The sequence below is a fragment of the Pseudidiomarina sp. genome (assembly GCF_048267825.1).
In the GTDB taxonomy this organism is placed as follows: Bacteria; Pseudomonadota; Gammaproteobacteria; order Enterobacterales; family Alteromonadaceae; genus Pseudidiomarina.
The window spans coordinates 270734-293023 of sequence record NZ_JBLWWR010000001.1 but is presented as its reverse complement, the minus strand read 5'-3'; the positions used below and the strand labels follow the sequence as shown (position 1 = coordinate 293023).

The following is a 22290-nucleotide window of genomic DNA, read 5'->3' as shown; positions in this document are numbered from 1 at the left end:
GCATTACTCCTGTGTTGTTGTGTGTTTAAGCGCTTTATTAAGTTGTTCCGATTGCAGCAACATTTTGGTCAATTGCTGTTTCGGGTTTGTAAGTAGCGCCTGTGTTGAATCAAACTCGATCATTTTACCACGATGCATTATTAATATCTTGTCAGCAACGTGCTTCACTATCTCCGGTGAATGTGATGCGAAAATGAATGAAATACCCATATCTTCCTGGAGATCGAGGATCAAGTTAATGATTTGAGCTCTAATGGACGGATCCAGTGCTGCGAAGGCTTCGTCAGCCACAATTATTTGCGGTTCGAGGATTATGGCGCGGGCAATACACACCCGCTGTTGCTGACCGCTGGATAGCATATGTGGATAAAAATCGAAGTGGTCAGGCAGTAAACCAACTTTCTGTAGCGTGACGTAAACGTGTTCTTGTTGTTCTGCTGCGCTCCATTGGGTGTTAAAAAGTAGCGGCTCAAGCAGTTGTTTGCCTATGGTTAACTGTGGGTTAAGCGAGCGCAAACTGTCTTGAAATATCATGCGGATTTCACGACAACGTTGTTGGTGATTGTTAGGGTCTAATAATTCACCATTTAAGAAAATTTCGCCTGAACTCGGAACCTCAGCACCAGATATTAACTTGGCAATGGTTGATTTGCCTGAACCCGTTTCGCCCATGATTGCAATGGTTTCACCGCGTTTAACGCTAAAACTAATTGGCTCCAGTGCGCAAACACGCTGCGGTGTAAGCCAGCCATTTTTATAGCTGTAGTATTTGCTTATATTTCTTACTTCCAGCAAATCAGTCATGGGTTTCCACCTCGATAAGCGGGAAGTGACAAGCAAATTGATGTTGCTTGACCTTGCTTAAACGCGGCTGATGAATACAGGCGCGGCGCGATTTTGGGCAACGTGGACCAAGACGGCAACCAATAGGCATGTGTTGTAACGTTGGAATGGCGCCCGTTAGCGTTGGTAAACGCGTTTTGGGTAACAGCTCCTTATTAAAAAAGCTCATTTGCAACATGGCATCTGTATAAGGATGAAACGGTTCAGTCATAATTTTTTCTGTAGGACCGGTTTCCATCAATTGACCGCAATAAACCAGGCTCATGCGCTGACTTTCAGGAATAACCGAGGTTAAATCTTGGGTGATCATCAAGATACTCATACCCTGACTTGCGCTTAACTTCGCCAGCAAACGATAAATTTGATTACGGGTGTTTGGCTCCATGGCGGTGGTGGGTTCGTCCGCAATCAGAAGTTTGGGATTATGAGCAATTGCCATTGCAATACTCACTTTTTGTGCGACACCTTCGGACAGTTGATGCGGATAGCTATTCATAACTTTATCCGTATCTTTGATGCCAACCCGATGCAATAAACGTTCAGCGCGCACGGTGCGATTGGCCTTACGGCGCAAATAGATACCTTTTAAGTCGCTTCGAGGAATGGTTTCTCTAAGCTGATTGCCAAGCTTTGTATTCGGATCGAGGTAGCTACCTGGGTTTTGAAAAATCATAGCCATATCACGGCCAGTAATCATGCGTCGTTGCACGGGGTTCAACGCGAGCAAGTCGTAGTGGCGCCACCAGAGGCGGTCGGCCGTGATTTTCCAACGTGGATTGATAAAGCCCATAATAGCTTTCGCGAGCAAGCTTTTGCCCGAGCCTGACTCGCCAACCAACGTATGAATCTCGCCCTCAGCGAGCTGTAAACTCAGTTTATCCAGTACTTTGACAGTGCCAGCACTGGTTTCTAACTCAATAGTTAGATTGCGAATATCAAGAATATTACTCATGTGCCTCGTACCCGCTCTTGAATGGCAGCTCGTAAACTATCACCGAGCACGTTAATCGACAGCACCGTTAAAAACAAGGCCAATCCAGGCAAAATCATTGTCCATGGCACGAGATATACTTGATCTAAGCTACGCGCCAGCATGGTACCCCATTCTGGGGCTGGGGCTTGCACGCCAAGCCCCAAAAAGCCAAGCGCGGCAATATCTAAAATAGCCGTTGAAAGTGCAAAGGTAACTTGCATAACAACCACAGTTGTAATATTCGGGAATATGACACGCGTTAATAGGTACCAGCGGGAGCAGCCATTCAGTTTTGAAGCGATCACGTACTCTTTGTTGCGCTCTTCATAAAAAGCATTATGTACGCTGTGAATAAACTGCGGTATCAAAACCAACGTTATTGCAATCATGACATTGTGCAGTGCAGGGCCTAATATCGCGATAATCACCAAAGCTAAAAGTAAAGAAGGTATAGACAGCACAACATCGAGTAGATGATTCAGGGTTGACGATTGCACACCACGACTCATCCCAGCCCAGGCACCAATGGTAATGCCAATCAATGCGGCAACAGCTGTTGCCATAAGCGGATAACCAAGACTATAAACTGCGCCAGCTAAAACGCGTGAAAGAAGGTCACGGCCTAAATCGTCGGTGCCAAAGAGAAATCGAATTTGCCCTTCGTCATGCCAGGCAGGGGGTTGCGAAATAACATCACTGAACTGTGCATCAGGGCTGTAGGGAGCAATCAAAGGTGACAAAATCATTGCCACCAGCATAAAGCTGAATATGTATATAGCGGCCACAGCAAATGGATTGGTGCTCATGTGCAGCCACAATGAGCGCAGCGGTGAAGGTTCTCGATACTGGTAATAGATACTGCGATTATTTGGCATCGATTTCCTTCCTAATGTGCGGGTAGCGCCACGCATGCACCAAATCAACCATGACATTGACCAATAAGATAATGGATGCAAGCACCAATAAACCACCTTGGATAACTGGAAAGTCACGTTCATAGATACTTTTCACCAGCCAACTGCCGAGGCCTGGCCAGTTAAATATTACCTCAGTGATAATAATGTTGGTCATTAACACACTAAACTGCAGCCCCAACTGGCGCACTACAGGCTGCATTGCATTGGGCAGTGTATGCCGGAACATGATGGCGCGGTCGCTTAAGCCGCGCGCTCTGGCTGCTTTAATGAAGTTTTGTTGCAATACGTCAAGCACAGCGTTGCGCATAATTCGAATCAGCATGGTAAGTGGCATTATCGCTAGCACAATAACGGGCACCCATAAGTGATTAAGCGCGTCGGTAAAGGCTGCCATTCGATAGTCAGTGTCACTTAACCAGATATCAATAAGAATGGAGCCAGTATTGATATCGATGGCATACAGCGGATCGATTTGGCCCGATATTGGGCTCCAACCGAGTTTCACTGCAAAGAGTAAAATGAACAGCTGTGCTAACCAAAAAACCGGAATCGAATAGGCACTTAAGCTCATTCCCATAATGAGACGGTCAAGCTTGCCACGTTGCTGGATGGCGGCATACACGCCCAAGGGAATACCCAAAACAATCGCGAGCAACATCGCAAGTAAACCTAACTCAAGCGTTGCGCCAAGCAAGGGTTTGATTTCGGCAAAGACCGGTTGTTCAGTTACCATAGAGGCACCCCAGTCGCCTTGCAGTAAATGCCCCATAAAGCTGAAGTACTGGTTAAGTAGGCTGCCGTCAAACCCACGTGCCACCAACGCTTGTTGGTAGGCGAGGGTATCGCTGAATTTAATACCTGTCATGTTGGTCAGCGGGTCACCGGGGTACCAATAATTAAGCGCAAAAATTAACAGCGTAAGTAGCCACAGCGTAACCACCAATAAGACCATGCGGCGCAAACTATAGCGGAGCATCGTTCACCCTCCGTGCATAGCGGAAGTTGATGCCACCATAAGGCGGTAATTCGACACCTTCGATATCAGCACGGTGTGCCTGGAAACGCAGTGAGTTCGCGATAGGAACCAACGGAGCATGCTGCATCACCATATCTTCAACAAACTGATATAAATGTTTACGCTGATCAAGGTCACTTTCGGCAATGGCATCCACCAACAGTTGGTCGAACTCAGGGTTACACCACAACGCACGGTTATTCCCGCTGCGCGCAGCCGCGCAACTCAAAATAGGACGGAAGAAATTATCGGGGTCGGCATTGTCCGCAACCCAGCCGATTAATACGCTGTCATGTTCGCCGGCCACAAGGCGCTGACGGAATGTATTCCATTCGTAGCTGACTATGTTGACCTTCACACCAACTTGAGCGAGGTCAGACTGCATGAGTTCCGCCATACGGTGCGCATTTGGGTTGTACGCGCGTTGCACTGGCATGGCCCAAATCGACATATCGAAACCATTTGGATAGCCGGCCTGTTCTAATAATGCGCGCGCTTTTTCTGGGTCGTACGGGTAGGTTTGTTGTACTGGGCTATACGCCCATGATGTTTCAGGCAGCATACCTGTCGCAAGCCGCGCATTGCCGTTATAAATGGTTTGGATTATTGCTGGGCGGTTAATTGCGTGTGCCAATGCTTGGCGCACCAACACATTATCAAAAGGTGGTCGTTGTGTATTAAATGCCCAAAACGAAATGTTTGGGCTAACCGAGCTGCCAACTTTTATTTCAGCATCGTGATCCAATTTCGACAGCTCATTAATCAGCGGATAAGGAATAACGTCGCATTCGCCCGTTAACAACTTGAGCATGCGCTTATTGGCATTCGGAGTAATTACATACACTAAGCGCTTTATTTCCGGCTGTTCACGCCAGTAATTTTCATGGGCGTGGTAGCGGATAATGAAGTCTTTGCGAAATAATTCAAATTCAAAGGGCCCTGTACCCACTGGGAAACGGTCGATTTGCTCGGGCGTTTTCTGATGCAACAGCTGCGTAGCATATTGTTCGGATAGAATGACTGCAAAGTCTGTGGCTAAATTGGCCAGAAATGAGCTGTCAGATCGTCTAAGGTGGAAATCAACGGTGTAGTCATCCACGCGCTCGACCCGTTCAATGAGGTTGATAAGGCCACTGGATCGGAAGAATGGGTAACGACCACCATTTACGTCATGATATGGGTGCTTTTTATCTAACCAGCGCTCGAAGCTAAATATAACATCGTTGGCATTAAAGTTTCGTGACGGAGTGAACCAGTCAGTCGTGTGAAATTGCACGTTTTCGCGCAAATCAAAACGGTAGCGCGTACCTTTATCGAAAGCTTGCCAGCCGCGTGCTAATGCTGGCACGAATTGTTGCAGTTTCGCGTCGTAGTCGAGTAACCGGTCATAAAGTTGTGCTGACGTTGCATCAACGGTTGTGCCTGACGTACCGAGTTGAGGGTTGAAGCTTTCGGGGTTGCCTTCGGAGCAATACACCAACCCGTCATGGTGAACGTCGCTTGCTTCATCTATAGGGCCGCAGGCAACAATAAAAAGCGCGCTACCGGCTAGCATCATCTTATTTAGCATTTAGCCTTGCCCCTCAAGCAGTTGATATTTTTTCAAATAGCCACGTAGCTGATGATAGGTTAAGCCAAGGATCTCTGCTGTTTTCTTTTGGTTAAATTGTGCGTATTGCAATGCACGCTGTAAAACGTCAATTTCAAATTCTGCGGTTACTTCTTTGAAATCGATACCGCCATTTTCAAAATCAACACAAAAGCCGACGGCTTTCGTTGAACTCGGTGTTGCGGACGCCGGGGTTTCGCTGGAGGGCGTTGACGCAGTTGGTGTGGCAGGCGTCGTTGCGCGGGGCGTGTCATTAATCTGTGACTTGTGAACCTCACGATGGGCTGCAGGGGCTGGTCGGTAAGGGCTATGAAACGGATCGATGACAACATCGCTAACCGGAACATGGCCGCTACCAATGCGATAAACTGAGCGTTCGACGACGTTTTTCAGTTCTCGTACGTTACCCGGCCAGTGATAGTCGAGGAGTGTTTTGCGGGCCGTTTCAGTAAACCCACTAAAGAGTTCATAGTTGAGCTCACGCGCCATTTGAATTGCAAAGTGCTCCGCTAATACCAGTATGTCATCAAGGCGTTCGCGTAGCGGCGGTAATGTAATCACGTCAAAGGCAAGGCGATCCAACAAATCCGCGCGGAACTTGCCAGCCTCTGCAAGGCTAGGTAAGTCTTCATTGGTTGCTGCGATTAAGCGGGTATCAACCCGCACAGTTTTGGTACCACCAACGCGCTCAAATTCACCATATTCAATAACGCGAAGAATTTTTTCCTGTACTAAAGCAGAGGTATTGGCGAGCTCATCCAAAAATAGACTGCCAGAGTCAGCGCGTTCAAAGCGACCTTCATGACGTTTCTGGGCGCCGGTAAAGGCGCCAGCCTCGTGCCCGAACAGTTCACTTTCGAGCAAACTTTCACTCAAGGCTGCACAATTTAATTTGATGTAATTTTGTTCCCAGCGTTTGGAAAGGAAGTGCAACCGCGCCGCGATGAGTTCTTTACCGGTACCACGCTCACCAATAATTAGAACAGGTTTATCTAAAGGGGCAATTTGCGAAACTTGCTCGAGAACAGAGAGAAAACTATTTGCTTGCCCGATTAAATTATCGGCTTCGCGAAAGCGACTCATGGTTGGCACCACGCTGTTATTATCGTTATTGGTGAATTTGACTAATTATTAGTGTATTTCATAACCGCTGCGCGTCAAACTATTTTTTAACCAAACCATAAAAAAGCTTATAAATAAGTCGGTTGCATGAATTCTGAAAAGTTGGCACGGTACATGCAAGGTATTTCAGCGAACTTAATTCAAATTTTAATTGACGCTTTATGAGGACACGAACATGGGTATCTTTACACGTTTTACAGATATCGTAAATTCAAACATCAACGCACTGTTGGATAAGGCGGAAGATCCAGAAAAAATGGTTCGTCTAATTATCCAGGAAATGGAAGACACGTTGGTGGAAGTACGTTCTACATCAGCACGCCTGATAGCAGAGAAGAAAGACACCGAGCGCCAACTTGCTCGCTTCGACAAAGAAGTCGCAGAGTGGGACGCGAAAGCTGAACTGGCACTGAGCAAAGATCGTGATGATTTAGCTCGCATGGCCTTAGTCGAGAAACAAAAAGCCACAGCGAACGCTGAGAGCTTGAAATCAGATGTGGCGCGTATCGATGAGCATCTGAATCGTTTAGGCGAAGAAGTAGGCCAGTTGCAAGAAAAACTAGCCGATGCCAAAGCACGTCAGAAAACTATTATCATGCGCCAACGCGCTGTTAGCAGCCGTTTGGAAGTGAAAAAGTCTATTGATAGTGGAAAAATTGATGATGCAATGTTGCGCTTCGAACGATTCGAGTCAAAGATTGATGATCTAGAGTCACAAGTGGAAGCTTATGACCTAGGCAAGAAAACCTTGCGTGATGAGTTTGCTCAACTCGAAACTGATGACAAAATCAGCGACGAACTTGAAGCAATGAAAGCACGCGTGAAAAAAGATAAAACAGACAACAAAGCGTAATTTATTGTTGCCAACCGGTGTGGGTGTTTGCGGACACCCACGGCCTTTGAACAACGAGAGACGAGAAACACATGGATATTTTAGTCCCAATGATTGGCGCTCCGATAATTCTTTTTATGATCTTTGTGGCACCAATATGGATCATTATGCATTACCGTAGCCAACGCAAAATCGGTCAAGGTTTGAGCCAAGAAGAGTTGTTGCAACTGCAAGAACTTGCTCACCAGGCAGAGCGTATGCGTGACCGCATAAAAACCTTAGAATCAATTCTTGATGCCGAATCACCGAAATGGAGGGAGCGCGCATGAGTAACGATTGCAAAGAACGCAAAACCTTAACGCGTGATAAAGCCAACGGTAAGATTGCCGGAGTATGCGCGGGTATCGCGAACTACTTTAATATTGAAGTTTGGTTGGTACGCATTATTGCGGTCACGGCATTGATTTTCAGTTCAAGTTTCGTCTTAGTCATCTATATTGCTATGTGGTTTATTCTTGACGAAAAAAAGCCTCAACCGGTAAGCCATACGCATCACAACATTGGTGTTAAGACGAAAGTTTGGCAAGCCGGCGAGCCACCACAGCGCGCGTTTCAGGAAATTACGCAGGAATTTAATGAGCTGGAACGTTCGCTGCAAAAGATGGAACGCTATGTAACATCCAATGCGTATCAGATCGATCGCGAACTGGATCGTTTGTAACAGATTTAACACAGCGCACACATGAATATCAGATAATGGCTTCGGCCAGGAACACCGTGAGTAGCCCGCTGATAGGTTCGCCCTGCAGCGGGTTTTTTTATGCGGGTGGAAAATTTCCGTTACAGCAAAATATGATCGACATCAAAGTTCACTGTTGCGTTCAAACAGGGGTGAATGCAATCTGTTGGCCTACAACAAGGAGATTTTCTGCCAATGCGCACTAATAACAAAGACAAAACGCAATGGCGGCCAGCGACGCTGACTATTCACGGTGGTAAACGCCGGGATGAGCACGGCGCTTTGGTTGCGCCTCTTTATCAAACTGCGACATTTTCATTTGAAAATACGGCGCAAGGCTCAGCGCGTTTCGCGGGTGAGGAACCAGGGTACATATACAGCAGGCTCGGTAACCCGACAGTTACTGAACTTGAGCAACGGGTTGCGGCGCTTGAAGAGTTTCCTGCTGCTGCGGCAACTGCAACGGGCATGGGAGCTGTTTCGGCGAGTATGCTGGCGTTCCTGCAGCACGGTGACCATGTCGTGGTTTCTGATGCCATTTATGGTTGCAGTTTCGCGCTGTTCTCACATTTATTCACGCGTTTTGGCATTGAGGTCGACTTTGTCGATATGGCGAACCTGTCACAAACCCGCGCTGCAATGCGCGATACGACAAAACTCGTATTTTTAGAATCACCCGTTAACCCACATTTGAAAGTTATAGATATTCAGGCGATTGCCGATATTGCACATGAACGCAATGCACGGTTAGTGGTAGATAACACCTTTATGACGCCACTGTTGCAGCAACCAGGTAAGCATGGCGCTGACCTTGTATTGCACAGCGCCACCAAATACCTGAATGGGCACGGTGATGTAGTGGCCGGTATCGTCTGTGGTAGCGAAGAAGACATTGAGCTCATCAAACTCACCACGCTTAAGGATATGGGGGCAACCATGAGCCCGCATGACGCATGGCTCATTTTGCGTGGTTTAAAAACACTGGATGTGCGTATGGAACGTCATTGCGCAAATGCAGTCAAAGTAGCTGAGTACTTGCGTGCGCAGCCGTTGGTGAAATCGATTTATTTTCCGGGCTTCAGTGACCACCCAGCACAAGCTTTAATGGGAACGCAGATGCATGGCGCTGGTGCTGTGATTGCATTTGAATTGCATGGCGACATACATACAGCACAGCAATTATTGGATAGCCTGCAACTGATAACAATTGCCGTGAGCTTAGGCGATGCGGAAACATTGATTCAGCATCCTGCGTCGATGACGCATTCGCCTTACACGCCGGAAGCGCGCGCTGCGGCGGGTATTAGCGACACACTTATTCGTATTTCGGTTGGCCTTGAAGCCACTGATGACATTATCGCTGATTTGGAACAAGCATTCGCTGCTTGCGAAAATAGCCAAACACAAACTACAGGGGAACAAGTCCGCTATGGGTAAACAAAGCAACTATGTTTCAAGACAGCCCGATGAGAATGGCATTATTGCCTGGAGTGATGAGGATAATGCCGTGTGGCACGATCTTGTTGAGCGCCAGCTTAAACATATTCAAGGTAAGGCTTGCGATGAATACATGCACGGCCTTGAACTACTCGATTTGCCACAAGACCGCGTACCACAGTTGCATGAAGTGAACGAAGTGCTGCAATCGACAACAGGTTGGCAGGTTGCTCAAGTTCCGGCTCTGATTCCGTTTGACGAGTTTTTCCGGTTGTTAGCGAATAAACAATTTCCGGTTGCCACCTTTATTCGTACGCGTGAAGAATTTGATTACTTGCAAGAACCTGATATTTTTCATGAGATATTTGGGCATTGTCCGTTACTGACAAACCCAGCGTTTGCGCACTTTACGCACCAGTATGGCAAGCTTGGTTTAAATGCGACACCTAAAGAGCGCGTTTATTTAGCGCGCTTGTATTGGTTTACGGTAGAATTTGGCTTGTTAAAAACTGCCGATGGCTTACGTATTTATGGAGGTGGAATTTTATCGTCACCAGGCGAAACCGAATATGCAATCAATAGCGATAAGCCCGAGCGTAAACCTTTGGTGCCATTAGACGCGCTGCGCACACCTTATCGAATTGATATCATGCAGCCGATTTATTACACCATTGGCAGTACCGAAGAATTATTTGAAATTGCTGATTTAGATATTATGGCGTTAGTTCGTGAAGCGATGGAGTTAGGTTTGTTCGAACCGAAATTTCCACCAAAACCGAAAACTGACGCTGCTTAACTCCTGATTGATGTAAATAGAGGATTCGAATGTCTGATTTAAAACAACAGAAATGTGAAGCATGTAATGCTGAAGCACCAAAAGTTACTGATGCAGAACTTGCGGAGTTGATTCGTGAAATTCCCGATTGGACGCCTGTTGTGCGCGATGGTGTGATGCAATTAGAGCGTGAGTTCAAGTTCAAAAACTTTAAACAAGCGCTCGCATTCACTAATAAAGTGGGTGAAATCGCTGAAGCTGAATTCCATCACCCAACCTTGGTGACCGAATGGGGTAAAGTAACTGTAACGTGGTGGACGCATGCCATTAATGGGTTGCACAAGAACGACTTTATTATGGCAGCCCGTACAGACGGCGTATTAAATCAAGATTAATACTGCTCGGACGACTTAAAAAAGCCCTCGAGGATACTTATCCCGAGGGCTTTTTTTGTGTATATTAAAGTTTACAAAAACACTCATCAGAAGTTGTGCTTATGCGTCTGGAAATAACCTGCGACGACCGTCTTGGTATTGCGCAAGATGTATTACAAATACTCCGCGATCATGAAATCGATCTACGTGGCATTGAGGTGGATCCGAAAGGGAAAATCTTTCTGAATTTTCCTGAACTGGAATTTAAAGATTTTCAGCATTTAATGCCGGAAATTCGCAGAATACCGAACGTAAAAGACGTAAAAACAATTGCTTACATGCCTTCTGAGCGCGAGCATTTCGAATTTAAGCTGTTACTGAGTAAACTTCCTGACCCCATACTTTCTGTCGACAGCAAAGGCGTGATTGATATCGCAAACGATGCGGCACATCAGGTGTTAAGTGACAACCGCACGGACTTAGTCGGCACATCGATAAGCTTATGGCTGTCGGGTTTTTCGGTGCAGCGCTGGTTGGAAAAGCAACCGACCGAACCAACCGTTGAACAAATTAGTGCCGGTGGTGCAAAATATTTTGCGGATTTACTGCCAGTATGGGTCGCTGATGAAACCGGTAAAAACAGTTTTGCTGGGGCCGTTATTACCTGTAAACCACAGCCATTAGTGGAACAGTGGCAGCGCGGTATCAATCATGATGCGTTCACGCAAATATTGGGTGAGCACGCCAGTATTAAACGGCTCTTGAAAGAAGCTGCACGCATGGCAGAGCTCAATGTGCCACTGCTTATTCAAGGCGAGACGGGTGTCGGTAAAGAGCTGTTGGCACGCGCATGCCACCAAGCCAGCCACCGCGCAGATAAACCGTTTCTAGCGATTAATTGTGCTGCATTACCCGATAACGTCGCTGAAAGTGAATTATTTGGCCACGGCAAAGGCAGTTTGGGTCCATATACTGAAGCTAAAAAAGGAATTTTTGAGCAAGCGAATGGCGGCACGGTGTTGCTCGATGCGGTTGGTGAGATGTCCAACGGCTTGCAAGCCAAGCTGCTGCGCTTTATCCAGGATGGTCGTTTTCGCCGCATTGGCGAGGAAGAGGAAGTGACTGTCGATGTTCGAATTATATGTTCGGCTCAAGATGATTTAATTGAGCGGGTTGAAGCGGGCAGTTTCCGTGAAGATTTGTTTTACCGGTTGAATGTGCTGACCTTACAGGTGCCACCATTACGCGACCGCAAGTCAGATATCGCCATTTTGGCTGAACACTTTACCGTTCAGGCTTGTCAGCGGCTGGGCCGCAGCTTGATGTTATTGACACGGGGCTGTCGCGAAGCATTGCAGCGGTATCAGTGGCCAGGTAATGTTCGCCAGCTAGAAAACGTGCTATTTCGTTCAATATCCATGTCTGAGGGCGACACACTGGATGTTGATGATATTTATCTGCCAGGCGCTGATACCCTGCAAGAGAATGTTGCGATAGACCTCGAAGAAGGCAGCTTGGATGAAACTGTCAAGAAGTTCGAGGCAACCATCTTGCGTCGTTTATATCCGAGTTATCCAAGCACACGTCAGTTAGCTAAGAAGCTGGGTTTGTCGCACACGGCGGTAGCCAATAAATTACGTGACTATGGTATCGGGAAAACGCGGAAGAAATAAGATGTTCGTTAATCGTTAATCGTTATTCGTTGTTGGTTTTAAATTAACGAAGAGCGAAGCGTTCGATTAACGACTAACGATTAACGTCGTTGTATTCTTTTCTTTACGCCTTTACGTCACTTGTATTGAAAAGCTGACACACAGCGCCCGCAAACCTGCCTATTATTGATCTGTATCAAATACTTTACACATTGTCGCTTTTCCAACCACCAAGCGAATGCACCTGCGCGTCTAGCGTCACGCAGTCTAAATGCGCATAGTAGAGTGGATCAATTTTTTAAACGCGTCCAAAAATTCGAACTACGCGTTCACGCCAATGAATAACGAGGAAACTATGACTGATATCAATTACAACCCACTGCAAACTGACGGCTTCGAGTTTGTTGAATATACAGCGCCTGACTCTGCAGGTATTGCTGCACTGAAAGACTTATTTACCAAGTTAGGCTTTACCGAAGTTGCAAAGCATAAATCGAAAGAAGCATGGTTATACAAGCAAAATGACATCAACTTCATTATCAATTCAGAAGTTGGTGGCCAAGCTGAAGACTTTGCCAAGATACATGGGCCAAGCGTGTGCGGTATGGCCTGGCGTGTAAAAGACGCGAAACATGCATTTGAGCATGCTGTTGCCAATGGCGCAAAACCATTTCAGCGTAATATTGCTGAAGGCGAGGAAGATTTTCCGGCGGTTTACGGTATCGGTGAAAGTGTGCTTTATTTCGTCGATAGCTCCATTTACGCAACTGATTTTAACTTCTATGAAAATTGGGAAGCGAAGATGAAAGATCATGCAGCAGGCTTGTATGAAGTTGATCATCTTACGCACAACGTATTCCGTGGCAACATGGACACATGGGCTGGCTTCTACGAGCGTATCGGTAACTTCCGTGAAATTCGCTACTTTGATATCGAAGGCAAGCTAACTGGATTGCTCAGCCGCGCAATGACTGCACCTTGTGGCAAGATCCGCATTCCAATTAATGAATCGCACGACGATAAATCGCAAATCGAAGAATATTTGCGCGAGTATAAAGGCGAAGGCATTCAGCACATTGCTTTAACCTCAGACGATATCTACAAAACAGTGCGTGATTTACGCAAGATTGGTATGGACTTCATGCCGACGCCAGACACGTACTACGACAAAGTGAATGAGCGCGTTGAAGGCCATGATGAAGACCTTGAACAACTGCGTGAGTTACAAATTTTGATTGACGGTGCGCCAATGAAAGACGGTATCTTGTTGCAGATATTTACCAAAACAGTGATTGGCCCAGTGTTCTTCGAAATCATTCAGCGTAAAGGCAACGAAGGCTTTGGCGAAGGTAACTTTAAAGCCTTGTTTGAATCCATTGAAGAAGATCAAATCCGCCGTGGAGTATTGAGCGATGCGTAAATGGATTAGCTTTCCGAAACAAGTTGGTGTGGCCTCAAAGCAGGCTCATGCTGACTTTCCGGAGCAAGCGATCTATGAACGTGAAGTAGGGCGTAGCGGTTTCTTTGGGCCCGCTACGCACTTTCATCATCGCCATGCTCCAACAGGTTGGAGTAACTGGGAAGGCGACTTGCGACCACGCAATTTCGACTTCAACAAATTAACCAACGTGGCAACCGAGTCTCCTTGGCAAGTGCCGATGCTGCTGCACAATGCGAATTGCAAATTTCGCATTTGGCATTGTCAGCGCGCCATGGATTATTTGGTTCGCAATGCAGATGGTGACGAACTGCTATTTATTCACGAAGGCCGCGGTGAGCTCTATTGTGACTACGGGCATATTACGCTGGAGAAAGGTGACTACTTTTCAATTCCGCGTTCAACTTCATGGCGATTAGAGCCGATTGAGGCCATGCAAATTGTCATGATTGAAGCGACAAATAGCGCGTATCAGCTGCCTGAGAAGGGTTTAGTTGGCAATCACGCTATTTTCGATCCAGCTTGTCTTGATACCCCGGATATCGATGATGCGTTTAAGGCCCAATACAGTGAAGAAAGCTGGCAGGTGCAGGTGAAACGCCATGGCGAAGTTTCAGTTATTACGTATCCATTTAACCCATTGGATGCGATTGGCTGGCACGGTGATTTAGCGCCAGTTCGCATCAATTGGCGCGATATTCGCCCATTGATGAGCCATCGTTACCATTTACCGCCTTCGGCACACACCACATTTGTCGCTGACGGCTTTGTGGTATGTACCTTTGTGCCACGTCCGATTGAATCGGACCCAGGTGCGCTTAAAGTGCCGTTCTATCATAACAATGATGATTACGACGAAGTGCTGTTCTACCACGAAGGCGATTTCTTCAGCCGTGATAACATTGACAAAGGTATGGTAACCTTCCACCCAGCTGGGTTTACGCACGGCCCGCATCCGAAAGCATTTCAGGCAGGGCGAGAGTACCGCAAGAAATTTACGGATGAAGTGGCAGTCATGCTCGATACGCGCCATGCCTTAACCATGGGCGATGTGTGCGCAAGTGTCGAAAACCCTGACTATGTTAATAGCTGGAAAGCCAAAGACGACAACAAGGCATAATTAATTATGAAGTTTGCGACTTATCGAAATGGAATGCGCGACGGTCAGTTGATGCTGGTTAGCCGCGATTTGAAAAAAGCAGTAGCAGTGCCGGCATTAGCCGCGACGTTGCAGGAAGTTCTTGATGATTGGGACGGCGTAGCACCGGAACTTGAAAAGGTTTATCAAGCGCTCAATAACGGTGAACTTAGTGATGCGCAAGATTTTGATGAAAGCTTGTGTGAGTCGCCGTTACCGCGCGCCTACCAATGGGCCGATGGCAGTGCGTATGTGAATCACGTTGAATTGGTTCGTCGCGCGCGCAATGCAGAAATGCCACCAAGCTTTTGGACTGATCCACTGATGTATCAAGGTGGTTCAGACGATTTTCTTGGTCCAAAAGATGATATTGAAATGGCCGACACGGCCTGGGGTATCGATTTTGAAGGCGAGATTGCTGTCATTACTGATGATGTGCCTATGGGCGTTGAACCTGCGAAGGCGGGTGACTACATTCGTTTGTTAATGTTGGTTAATGACGTGTCATTACGCGGATTAATCCCAAATGAATTAGGTAAAGGCTTTGGCTTTTTCCAGTCTAAACCGTCATCAGCGTTCTCTCCGGTAGCCGTTACTCCAGACGAGTTGGGTGATAAATGGCGCGATAACAAGGTGCATTTGCCATTGTTGAGCTACTATAACGGTAAGCCATTTGGTAAACCCAATGCCGGTGAAGATATGACCTTCGACTTTGCACAATTAGTTGCGCATGCTGCAAGAACCCGTCATTTAGGCGCTGGTGCCGTGATTGGCTCAGGTACAGTGTCGAATAAACAAGGCACGGATCATGGCAGCGCGATTGAAGAAGGTGGTGTTGGTTATAGCTGTATTGCGGAAGTTCGAATGATTGAAACGATTCGTGACGGCCAACCAAGTACAGGGTTTATGCAATTTGGTGACACCATCAAAATTGAAATGACGGACGCGAGTAACCACAGCATTTTCGGCAGCATTGATCAAAAAGTGGTTCAGTACACACCGTCTGACGATTAATCGCGGAGTCAACTCTATGGAACTCTATGGCTACTGGCGCTCTAGCGCCAGTTACCGGGCGCGTATTGCGCTCAACTATAAGCAGCTAAATTATAACTACATTCCCGTTCATTTAATCAAAGAAGGCGGCGAGCAACATAAGCTTTCATATCGCCAGCTAAACCCGAATGGTTTAGTGCCAACATTGGTGGATGGGACGGTTATTTTGCATCAGTCATTAGCCATTATTGAATACTTGGAAGAAAAACATCCAAAGCCTTCGCTATTACCTGGCAATGCGCAGAAGCGCGGTGCCATTCGCGCAATAGCATTGGACATTGCAAGTGAACTGCAGCCGTTGATTAATTTGCGGGTTCAGCAATATCTGGTGCGTGAACTTGGTGCAGACGATGCGGCAAAACAAGCGTGGTTAGAGCACTGGTTTAAGCAAAGTTTTACGGCATTGGAGCGAAATTTTGAAGAGGTATCCGGCACTTACTGCGTCGGTGACGACTTTTCAATGGCAGATATTTGTCTCGTTCCACAGGTGTACAGTGCGGAGCGTTTTGGTATTGCGCTGGATGAGTATCCGTTGCTTCGTGCCATTTACGCGCGCTTGATTGAATTGCCTTGGGTTGCGGCCGCGCACCCGAGTAAACAGCCTGACGCTGAAAGCTAACCGCAATAACCGAGAGTTTCATCGCAACAAGTAAATGCCCGGCTCGTAAGTTGCTGGGCATTTTGGTATTAATGACTTAATACTGCTAGGTTAACAAGGATAAAAATAATGAAAACAAAAGTAGCAATAGCTATTGCCGCGGCGTTAATGAGTGCTTCATGCGCAATGACCGAGGCCTCAACTTCTTCAACTGCAAGTAACCCACCAGCAGTTTTGGCAACAGCAGAGAATACCCAAGCTGTTGCAGGACAAGCGCTGACACTGAACCAAATTATGGCGGATCAGGACTGGGTAGCACGTTCACCAGAAAATGCCTACTGGATGCTTGATGGCAGTGGCGTACTTTTTCAACAGAAGCGTGAAGGCTCTCAGCTTCGCGACTGGTATCATCAGCCAGTCGGCAAAGATGCGCACCAAGTGCCGTTAGACCAACTTCACAACTACGCCTACAACGATGGTGTGTATAACAGCGACAAATCATTACTCGCCTATACCTTTGAAGGCAATATCTTTGTTCGTGATATCGCCAATAAGCAGACCCGCCAGTTAACGCGTGACGAAGCACGCCAGTCGCAATTGCTATTTTTAACTGATGGTCGCCTTGCATATCGTGAGGGTAATGACTTTTTTGTGGTTCACCCGAACACTGGGCTAACCCAACAAATTGCGGCCTTAGAAACTGCGGATGCGCCTGAAGCGAATAGCGAGCCTAAAGATTTTATTGCGCGCGAGCAGCTTGATTTAATTGAATTTGTGCAAGTTGAGCGGAAAAATAAAGCGGATCAATTTGAACAGCAGCAAGCACTTCAAAATAAAAATGATTCCCTGGCACCTAAACCATTCTACCTGGGGCAGGGCAAAGAGGTGGTTGCAGCAAGTTTATCTCCGGCTGGCGATAAGCTGATTGTGGCGATTAGCGAACCGCAAAAATGGCGCGCTGATGGCGATATCATGCCAAACTATGTAACTGACGATGGTCGCGTTGCTGCACAGCCTGTGCGCTCTCGTGTGGCCGATGCAAAGCCGGTTGAGCATGAAGTACTGGTGCTTGATTTAAGTAACGGCGAACAAACCACGTTAACCTATAACACATTGCCGGGCTGGAATGAGGATGTTCTTGCTGACGTGCGCAGCGAAAACTACGCTGCTCAGGGCAAAACTTACGTATCTGAACAAAAGCCGCGGCCAATTACGCTATTGCAAGACTGGGGCTGGCGTGAAGGTGCAATACGTTGGACCGATGATGGTCAACACGCTGCTGTAATGCTGGAAGCTTGGGATAACAAAGACCGTTGGATTGCGAGTATCGACTTCGCTGGCAAACGTCTGGTCAACCAAGACCGCCTGCATGATGACGCTTGGATTAACTATACCCATAATGAATTTGGCTTTTTACCGAAGAGTTCAACTTTATGGTTTCAGTCAGAAGCCGATGGCTATTCGCACCTTTATGTAAAACCACTTGATGGCGAAACCAAGCAACTCACCAGCGGAAAATTTGTTACTGAAGACCCGACTGTGAGTGGAAACGGCGAATTCATTTATTTTAGTGCGAATAAGCCGCATCCAGGTAACTATGAAATTTACCGCGTTCGTACCGATAGTGCCGCTTTGGAACAACTGACAGAACTGGGTGGCATAAACAACTATGAGCTGAGTCCGCAAGAAGACCAGCTGCTGGTGAAACACTCAACGGCGTTGCAGCCCGAAGAGCTCTATGTGCAAGCCGTTGGCACGAAATCAGCACAGCGCTTAACGCACACAGCAACCGATACGTTCATGGCGTACGACTGGGTCGCCCCAGAAATTGTACCTATTGCGTCGAGTCATGTTGCTGACCCAATCTACACCCGTGTTTATTATCCGAAAGACTATGATCCAAACCGTGCTGAGAAATATCCAGCGGTGGTATTTATTCATGGTGCAGGGTACTTACAAAATGCACATGCCGGTTGGTCCGGTTATCAGCGCGAGTTTATGTTTCATACGTTCTTAACTGAGCAGGGCTATGTGGTGCTCGACCTCGATTATCGCGGGTCTAAGGGTTATGGCCGTGACTGGCGTACCGCTATTTATCGCCAAATGGGCACGCCTGAAGTTGAAGACTTAATAGATGTGGTGAAGTGGGCAGGGGAAAACACCCATGTTGATACCAATCGTATGGGTACCTACGGTGGTTCTTACGGTGGTTTCTTAACCTTTATGGCACTGTTTAATGAACCTGGTCTGTTTAAAGCTGGTTCAGCGTTGCGACCAGTAAGTGATTGGGCTCACTACAACACGGGCTATACGTCAAACATCTTAAACTTGCCTGACGATGATCCAATTGCATACCGTCGTAGTTCACCGATCTACTTCACGGAAGGGTTAGAGGATGCATTGCTGATTAACTCACCTATGGTTGACGATAATGTATTCTTCCAAGACAGTGTGCGCGTTGTTCAGCGTTTAATCGAGCATGAAAAGGAAGACTTTGAGACGGCTATCTTCCCCGTTGAGCCGCACGGTTTCCGTCAGCCTTCAAGTTGGTTAGATGAGTACCGTCGTATCTTTAAATTGTTTGAAGAAAACCTGAAGTAACATTAGCTTGTTTCAGATATAAAAAATCCCAGCATGAGCTGGGATTTTTTTTTACTACCTGTTAACCCTTATTGGGTTTTAGTCATTTCAGCAAAAGTGACTGAGCGCGCTTCGGCAAAGCTTGCGGCCCGTGGGTCTTTGCTAAACTGCAATCGTACACTGCTATCGGCAACATTAAGCGGCGTGAAGCTGTCCGTACGCACAACTGAACTGGCTTTAGTCATTGCTGCGGTGGTGGTTTTACCGCGAACATGAATTGCTTTTACTGGTTCGGCGGCCTTCGCAGGCTTAGGCTTTTCAGCTGTTTCCGTTGGTGCCACTTCAGTTACTTCAGCGACTTCTTCTTTCGCTGGTTGTTGTTCAGCGGCTTTAGGCTCAGCAGTTGGCGTTGGCGCTTCTTCAACAGAAGCAGATTTTTCAGTAGCTGGCTTGGTAACTTCTGTTTCAGCTACATCTGCCTTAACGACATCAGTTTTCTCAATTTCTGGCTCAGGCGCAGTTGGTGCCGCTGTAACTTCAGGCTCAGCAGAAACGGTATCAACCGCCGCAGGAGCTTCAGTAACAGCTTCATCCGCCTTCACGTCATCTGATTTAGCTTCCGCATCACCATTTTCTTGCTCTGCTTTACGACGCTGACCAGCAGCCCGTTGATGGCGTGGTGAACGGCGGCTGCGATTGCGGCTGCGATCGTTTGATTCCGTTTCCGTTGCATCAGCTTCTGGTGCCGCGTCTGCTGCAGGTTTGGTTTCAGGTGCTTGCTCAGCGGCTGGTTCCACTGCAGTAGCTGCTGGCGCTGGCTTGGCTTCATCAGTGGATGCCTGAGGCTGTTGCTGCGATGCTTTTGCTTCTGCGGCAGCATCAACTTGCGCACTTGTTTGTGGCGCAGCATCACTGTGCTCGGTACCAACACGTACGGATTGTTCCAGTTTACGACGTTGACGGCGAACTTTAGGCTTCGCTGGTTTACGTTCTTCGCTGGCTGCTTCTGGGGCAGCGGCTTCGGCCGTTTTTGCTACAGCACTCGTATCTTGTTGCTCAGTGGTTGGCTTATTACGATTACGGCCACCACGACTGCGACGACCACCGCGCTCATTGCGTTGTTCTTTGTTGTCGTCTTTTGTCGGCTTGTTATCAGCTGGCTTGGCCGATGCATCCGCAGTAGCGGCGTCTTTATCGGCGTCACGGTTGCGGTTGCGGTTGTTACCACGGCGACGATTGTTGTTACCACCACGGTTGTTACGGCGATGATTGTTCCCACTAGGGCGTTGCTGTGTCGACTTTTTGTCTTTATTTGACGCGTCGTCTTCACTGCTAAATAGTGCGCTTAACCATTTACCTAAACGGGTTAATAGCCCTGGCCCTGCAGTTTTCTGTGCGGCTGGTTTGTCTGCTGCAGCGGTTGGTGCTGGAGCAGCCGGCGCTTGTAAGCCTTTTAATGCGGGTTCTTCAAAGCGTGGCTTGTCTTTATTGAGCACAATCTCGGTGGTGGTATCTTCCGGCTTCTCAATTAAGGTGAAGCTGTTGGCTTCATCCAGCTCATCACTACGTAAACGTTTCACGTCAAAATGAGGCGTTTCTAAGTGTTGGTTTGGTATCACCAGCACGGATACATCATGACGTTTTTCAATATCAAAAATTGATTGGCGTTTTTCGTTCAACAAATAGGTTGCAACAGTAACAGGTACTTGTGCTTGTATTTGAATGGTGTTGTCTTTTAACGCTTCTTCTTCAATTAAGCGCAAAATTGACAGTGCCAGCGATTCTGCTGAACGAATGGTGCCGTGGCCGGTACAACGTGGGCACACGTGGTTTGACGCTTCACCAAGTGATGGGCGCAGACGTTGACGCGACATTTCTAACAAACCAAAACGTGAAATGCGTGCGCATTGAATGCGAGCGCGATCTTGTTTCAAGCTGTCACGTAAACGGTTTTCAACTTCTCGCTGGTGGCGAGCAGGTGTCATATCAATGAAATCGATAACAACCAAGCCGCCAACATCACGCAGGCGCAATTGGCGTGCAATTTCTTCTGCTGCTTCTAAGTTGGTTTGGAAGGCCGTTTCTTCAATGTCACCGCCTTTGGTAGCGCGGGCAGAGTTAATATCAATTGAAGTTAATGCTTCCGTTGGGTCAATAACGATTGAACCGCCTGATGGCAAACGTACTTCGCGTTGGAAAGCAGATTCAATTTGGCTTTCAACTTGGTAATGATTAAATAATGGAACGTCACCCTGATAAATTTTTACGCGATTAACGAAATCAGGACGAATTAACGTGACGTGTTCACGTACTTGCTCAAAAATCTTCGGGTTATCAATAAGTACTTCGCCAATGTCACGGCGTAGATAATCACGAATAGCACGAAACACCACGTTGCTTTCCTGGTGGATTAAGAACGGGGCAGGGCGTGAGTTCGCTGCTTTCTCAATAGCTTCCCAGTGGTGCAGTAACACGTTTAAGTCCCACTCGAGCTCTTCTTGTGATTTACCAACACCTGCGGTGCGCACAATTAAGCCCATAGTATTTGGGAGATTCAATGCGTCTAAGGTTGCTTTTAACTCGCTGCGCTCTTCGCCTTCAATACGGCGTGAAATGCCGCCTGCGCGTGGGTTATTTGGCATAAGCACCAAATAGCTACCGGCAAGGGAGATAAAGGTCGTTAAGGCCGCGCCTTTTTGGCCGCGCTCTTCTTTATCGATTTGAACAATCACTTCCTGGCCTTCCGAAATTACATCTTTGATGTTCGGACGCCCAGAGAATGAATAACCACTAGGGAAATAAGTTTTCGCAATTTCTTTGAGAGGCAGGAAACCGTGACGCTCTGCGCCATAGTCAACAAACGCAGCTTCTAAGCTTGGTTCGATTCGGGTTATTTTACCCTTGTAAATATTTGCTTTCTTCTGTTCGTGACCTGGGCTTTCGATATCCAGATCATAAAGACGCTGGCCGTCAACCAGCGCAACGCGCAGTTCTTCTTGCTGCGTTGCATTAATTAGCATTCTTTTCATTGTATGTGACTCATTATGTCGGGCCACAACACGGTACGACAGGCTTTCGCCATCGCTATTTCGAGATTGAATTGTTTTAGGTTAGGGTTAGTCGAACAACACCTAACATCCATCTCCCGTTCAACAACTAGTTATATAAACGTGAGATTGCAATTTGTTACCAAGC

Annotated in this window: 19 protein-coding genes; 12 read left to right on the top strand and 7 right to left on the bottom strand. The window is 47.2% G+C overall.

Features of this window, described 5'->3' with window-relative positions; all coding sequences use genetic code 11:
- Window positions 1-3 precede the first annotated feature (3 nt).
- Genes ACN0UN_RS01445 through pspF form a run of 6 tightly spaced genes read right to left on the bottom strand, consistent with a single transcriptional unit; the run spans window position 4 to window position 6440 of the window.
- Window positions 4-804 (bottom strand): ATP-binding cassette domain-containing protein, encoded by an 801-nt coding sequence (locus tag ACN0UN_RS01445; RefSeq protein ID WP_417658394.1) that lies wholly within the window; start codon window positions 802-804, stop codon window positions 4-6.
- The gene (locus tag ACN0UN_RS01440; protein ID WP_417658393.1) at window positions 797-1795 is read right to left on the bottom strand and encodes an oligopeptide/dipeptide ABC transporter ATP-binding protein; all 999 of its coding nucleotides are present in this window, start codon (window positions 1793-1795) and stop codon (window positions 797-799) included. Before ACN0UN_RS01440 ends, ACN0UN_RS01445 begins: the two co-directional genes overlap by 8 nt.
- Entirely contained in the window at window positions 1792-2691 is a 900-nt protein-coding gene (locus tag ACN0UN_RS01435; protein WP_417658392.1) for an ABC transporter permease subunit, read from the bottom strand. Before ACN0UN_RS01435 ends, ACN0UN_RS01440 begins: the two co-directional genes overlap by 4 nt.
- The gene (locus tag ACN0UN_RS01430) at window positions 2681-3709 is read right to left on the bottom strand and encodes an ABC transporter permease subunit (RefSeq protein WP_417658391.1); all 1029 of its coding nucleotides are present in this window, start codon (window positions 3707-3709) and stop codon (window positions 2681-2683) included. Before ACN0UN_RS01430 ends, ACN0UN_RS01435 begins: the two co-directional genes overlap by 11 nt.
- Window positions 3696-5318, bottom strand: a complete 1623-nt coding sequence (locus ACN0UN_RS01425) for an ABC transporter substrate-binding protein (protein ID WP_417658390.1) — start codon at window positions 5316-5318, stop codon at window positions 3696-3698. The genes ACN0UN_RS01430 and ACN0UN_RS01425 overlap by 14 nt, the downstream gene beginning before the upstream one ends.
- On the bottom strand, window positions 5319-6440 hold the full coding sequence (pspF, locus tag ACN0UN_RS01420) for a phage shock protein operon transcriptional activator (protein ID WP_417658389.1): 1122 nt from the start codon (window positions 6438-6440) through the stop codon (window positions 5319-5321).
- A gap of 214 nt (window positions 6441-6654) precedes the next feature.
- Here pspF and pspA point away from each other — a divergent pair, with 214 nt between their 5' ends.
- The 12 genes from pspA (at window position 6655) to ACN0UN_RS01360 (ending at window position 19116) form a co-directional block, all read left to right on the top strand.
- Entirely contained in the window at window positions 6655-7332 is a 678-nt protein-coding gene (gene pspA / locus ACN0UN_RS01415) for a phage shock protein PspA (RefSeq protein WP_417658388.1), read from the top strand.
- Between the two features lie 71 nt (window positions 7333-7403).
- The gene (gene pspB / locus ACN0UN_RS01410; protein ID WP_417658387.1) at window positions 7404-7640 is read left to right on the top strand and encodes an envelope stress response membrane protein PspB; all 237 of its coding nucleotides are present in this window, start codon (window positions 7404-7406) and stop codon (window positions 7638-7640) included.
- Window positions 7637-8032: an envelope stress response membrane protein PspC gene (gene pspC / locus ACN0UN_RS01405; RefSeq protein ID WP_417658386.1), complete on the top strand. Its 396-nt coding sequence runs from the start codon at window positions 7637-7639 to the stop codon at window positions 8030-8032. Before pspB ends, pspC begins: the two co-directional genes overlap by 4 nt.
- A gap of 213 nt (window positions 8033-8245) precedes the next feature.
- Window positions 8246-9487 (top strand): methionine gamma-lyase, encoded by a 1242-nt coding sequence (gene megL / locus ACN0UN_RS01400; RefSeq protein WP_417658385.1) that lies wholly within the window; start codon window positions 8246-8248, stop codon window positions 9485-9487.
- Entirely contained in the window at window positions 9480-10283 is an 804-nt protein-coding gene (phhA, locus tag ACN0UN_RS01395; protein ID WP_417658384.1) for a phenylalanine 4-monooxygenase, read from the top strand. The genes megL and phhA overlap by 8 nt, the downstream gene beginning before the upstream one ends.
- 29 nt (window positions 10284-10312) lie before the next feature.
- Complete coding sequence (locus ACN0UN_RS01390) at window positions 10313-10657, top strand: 4a-hydroxytetrahydrobiopterin dehydratase (RefSeq protein WP_417658383.1); 345 nt, start codon at window positions 10313-10315, stop codon at window positions 10655-10657.
- A gap of 101 nt (window positions 10658-10758) precedes the next feature.
- Window positions 10759-12309: a transcriptional regulator TyrR gene (gene tyrR, locus ACN0UN_RS01385; protein WP_128351605.1), complete on the top strand. Its 1551-nt coding sequence runs from the start codon at window positions 10759-10761 to the stop codon at window positions 12307-12309.
- A 334-nt stretch (window positions 12310-12643) separates the two neighbouring features.
- Window positions 12644-13708 (top strand): 4-hydroxyphenylpyruvate dioxygenase, encoded by a 1065-nt coding sequence (gene hppD, locus ACN0UN_RS01380; protein ID WP_417658382.1) that lies wholly within the window; start codon window positions 12644-12646, stop codon window positions 13706-13708.
- Window positions 13701-14846 (top strand): homogentisate 1,2-dioxygenase, encoded by a 1146-nt coding sequence (locus ACN0UN_RS01375; RefSeq protein WP_417658381.1) that lies wholly within the window; start codon window positions 13701-13703, stop codon window positions 14844-14846. The genes hppD and ACN0UN_RS01375 overlap by 8 nt, the downstream gene beginning before the upstream one ends.
- A gap of 6 nt (window positions 14847-14852) precedes the next feature.
- Window positions 14853-15878, top strand: coding sequence for a fumarylacetoacetate hydrolase family protein (locus ACN0UN_RS01370; protein WP_417658380.1), 1026 nt, complete (start codon window positions 14853-14855; stop codon window positions 15876-15878).
- 16 nt (window positions 15879-15894) lie between these two features.
- Window positions 15895-16536 carry a maleylacetoacetate isomerase gene (maiA, locus tag ACN0UN_RS01365; protein ID WP_417658379.1) on the top strand — a complete coding sequence of 214 codons (642 nt, stop codon included), beginning with the start codon at window positions 15895-15897 and terminating at the stop codon, window positions 16534-16536.
- Between the two features lie 108 nt (window positions 16537-16644).
- Window positions 16645-19116, top strand: a complete 2472-nt coding sequence (locus ACN0UN_RS01360) for a prolyl oligopeptidase family serine peptidase (RefSeq protein WP_417658378.1) — start codon at window positions 16645-16647, stop codon at window positions 19114-19116.
- A gap of 68 nt (window positions 19117-19184) precedes the next feature.
- Here ACN0UN_RS01360 and rne read toward each other — a convergent pair whose 3' ends face one another.
- Window positions 19185-22124: a ribonuclease E gene (gene rne / locus ACN0UN_RS01355; protein ID WP_417658377.1), complete on the bottom strand. Its 2940-nt coding sequence runs from the start codon at window positions 22122-22124 to the stop codon at window positions 19185-19187.
- Between the last annotated feature and the right edge of the window lie 166 nt (window positions 22125-22290).

Coding starts and splice junctions, on each gene's coding strand:
- ACN0UN_RS01390 (WP_417658383.1), top strand. CDS start 10,313: ATGTCTGATTTAAAACAACAGAAATGTGAAGCATGTAATGCTGAAGCA.
- ACN0UN_RS01445 (WP_417658394.1), bottom strand. CDS start 804: ATGACTGATTTGCTGGAAGTAAGAAATATAAGCAAATACTACAGCTAT.
- hppD (WP_417658382.1), top strand. CDS start 12,644: ATGACTGATATCAATTACAACCCACTGCAAACTGACGGCTTCGAGTTT.
- tyrR (WP_128351605.1), top strand. CDS start 10,759: ATGCGTCTGGAAATAACCTGCGACGACCGTCTTGGTATTGCGCAAGAT.
- rne (WP_417658377.1), bottom strand. CDS start 22,124: ATGAAAAGAATGCTAATTAATGCAACGCAGCAAGAAGAACTGCGCGTT.
- pspC (WP_417658386.1), top strand. CDS start 7,637: ATGAGTAACGATTGCAAAGAACGCAAAACCTTAACGCGTGATAAAGCC.
- phhA (WP_417658384.1), top strand. CDS start 9,480: ATGGGTAAACAAAGCAACTATGTTTCAAGACAGCCCGATGAGAATGGC.
- maiA (WP_417658379.1), top strand. CDS start 15,895: ATGGAACTCTATGGCTACTGGCGCTCTAGCGCCAGTTACCGGGCGCGT.
- ACN0UN_RS01375 (WP_417658381.1), top strand. CDS start 13,701: ATGCGTAAATGGATTAGCTTTCCGAAACAAGTTGGTGTGGCCTCAAAG.
- ACN0UN_RS01425 (WP_417658390.1), bottom strand. CDS start 5,318: ATGCTAAATAAGATGATGCTAGCCGGTAGCGCGCTTTTTATTGTTGCC.
- ACN0UN_RS01370 (WP_417658380.1), top strand. CDS start 14,853: ATGAAGTTTGCGACTTATCGAAATGGAATGCGCGACGGTCAGTTGATG.
- megL (WP_417658385.1), top strand. CDS start 8,246: ATGCGCACTAATAACAAAGACAAAACGCAATGGCGGCCAGCGACGCTG.
- ACN0UN_RS01440 (WP_417658393.1), bottom strand. CDS start 1,795: ATGAGTAATATTCTTGATATTCGCAATCTAACTATTGAGTTAGAAACC.
- ACN0UN_RS01435 (WP_417658392.1), bottom strand. CDS start 2,691: ATGCCAAATAATCGCAGTATCTATTACCAGTATCGAGAACCTTCACCG.
- pspF (WP_417658389.1), bottom strand. CDS start 6,440: ATGAGTCGCTTTCGCGAAGCCGATAATTTAATCGGGCAAGCAAATAGT.
- ACN0UN_RS01430 (WP_417658391.1), bottom strand. CDS start 3,709: ATGCTCCGCTATAGTTTGCGCCGCATGGTCTTATTGGTGGTTACGCTG.
- pspB (WP_417658387.1), top strand. CDS start 7,404: ATGGATATTTTAGTCCCAATGATTGGCGCTCCGATAATTCTTTTTATG.
- pspA (WP_417658388.1), top strand. CDS start 6,655: ATGGGTATCTTTACACGTTTTACAGATATCGTAAATTCAAACATCAAC.
- ACN0UN_RS01360 (WP_417658378.1), top strand. CDS start 16,645: ATGAAAACAAAAGTAGCAATAGCTATTGCCGCGGCGTTAATGAGTGCT.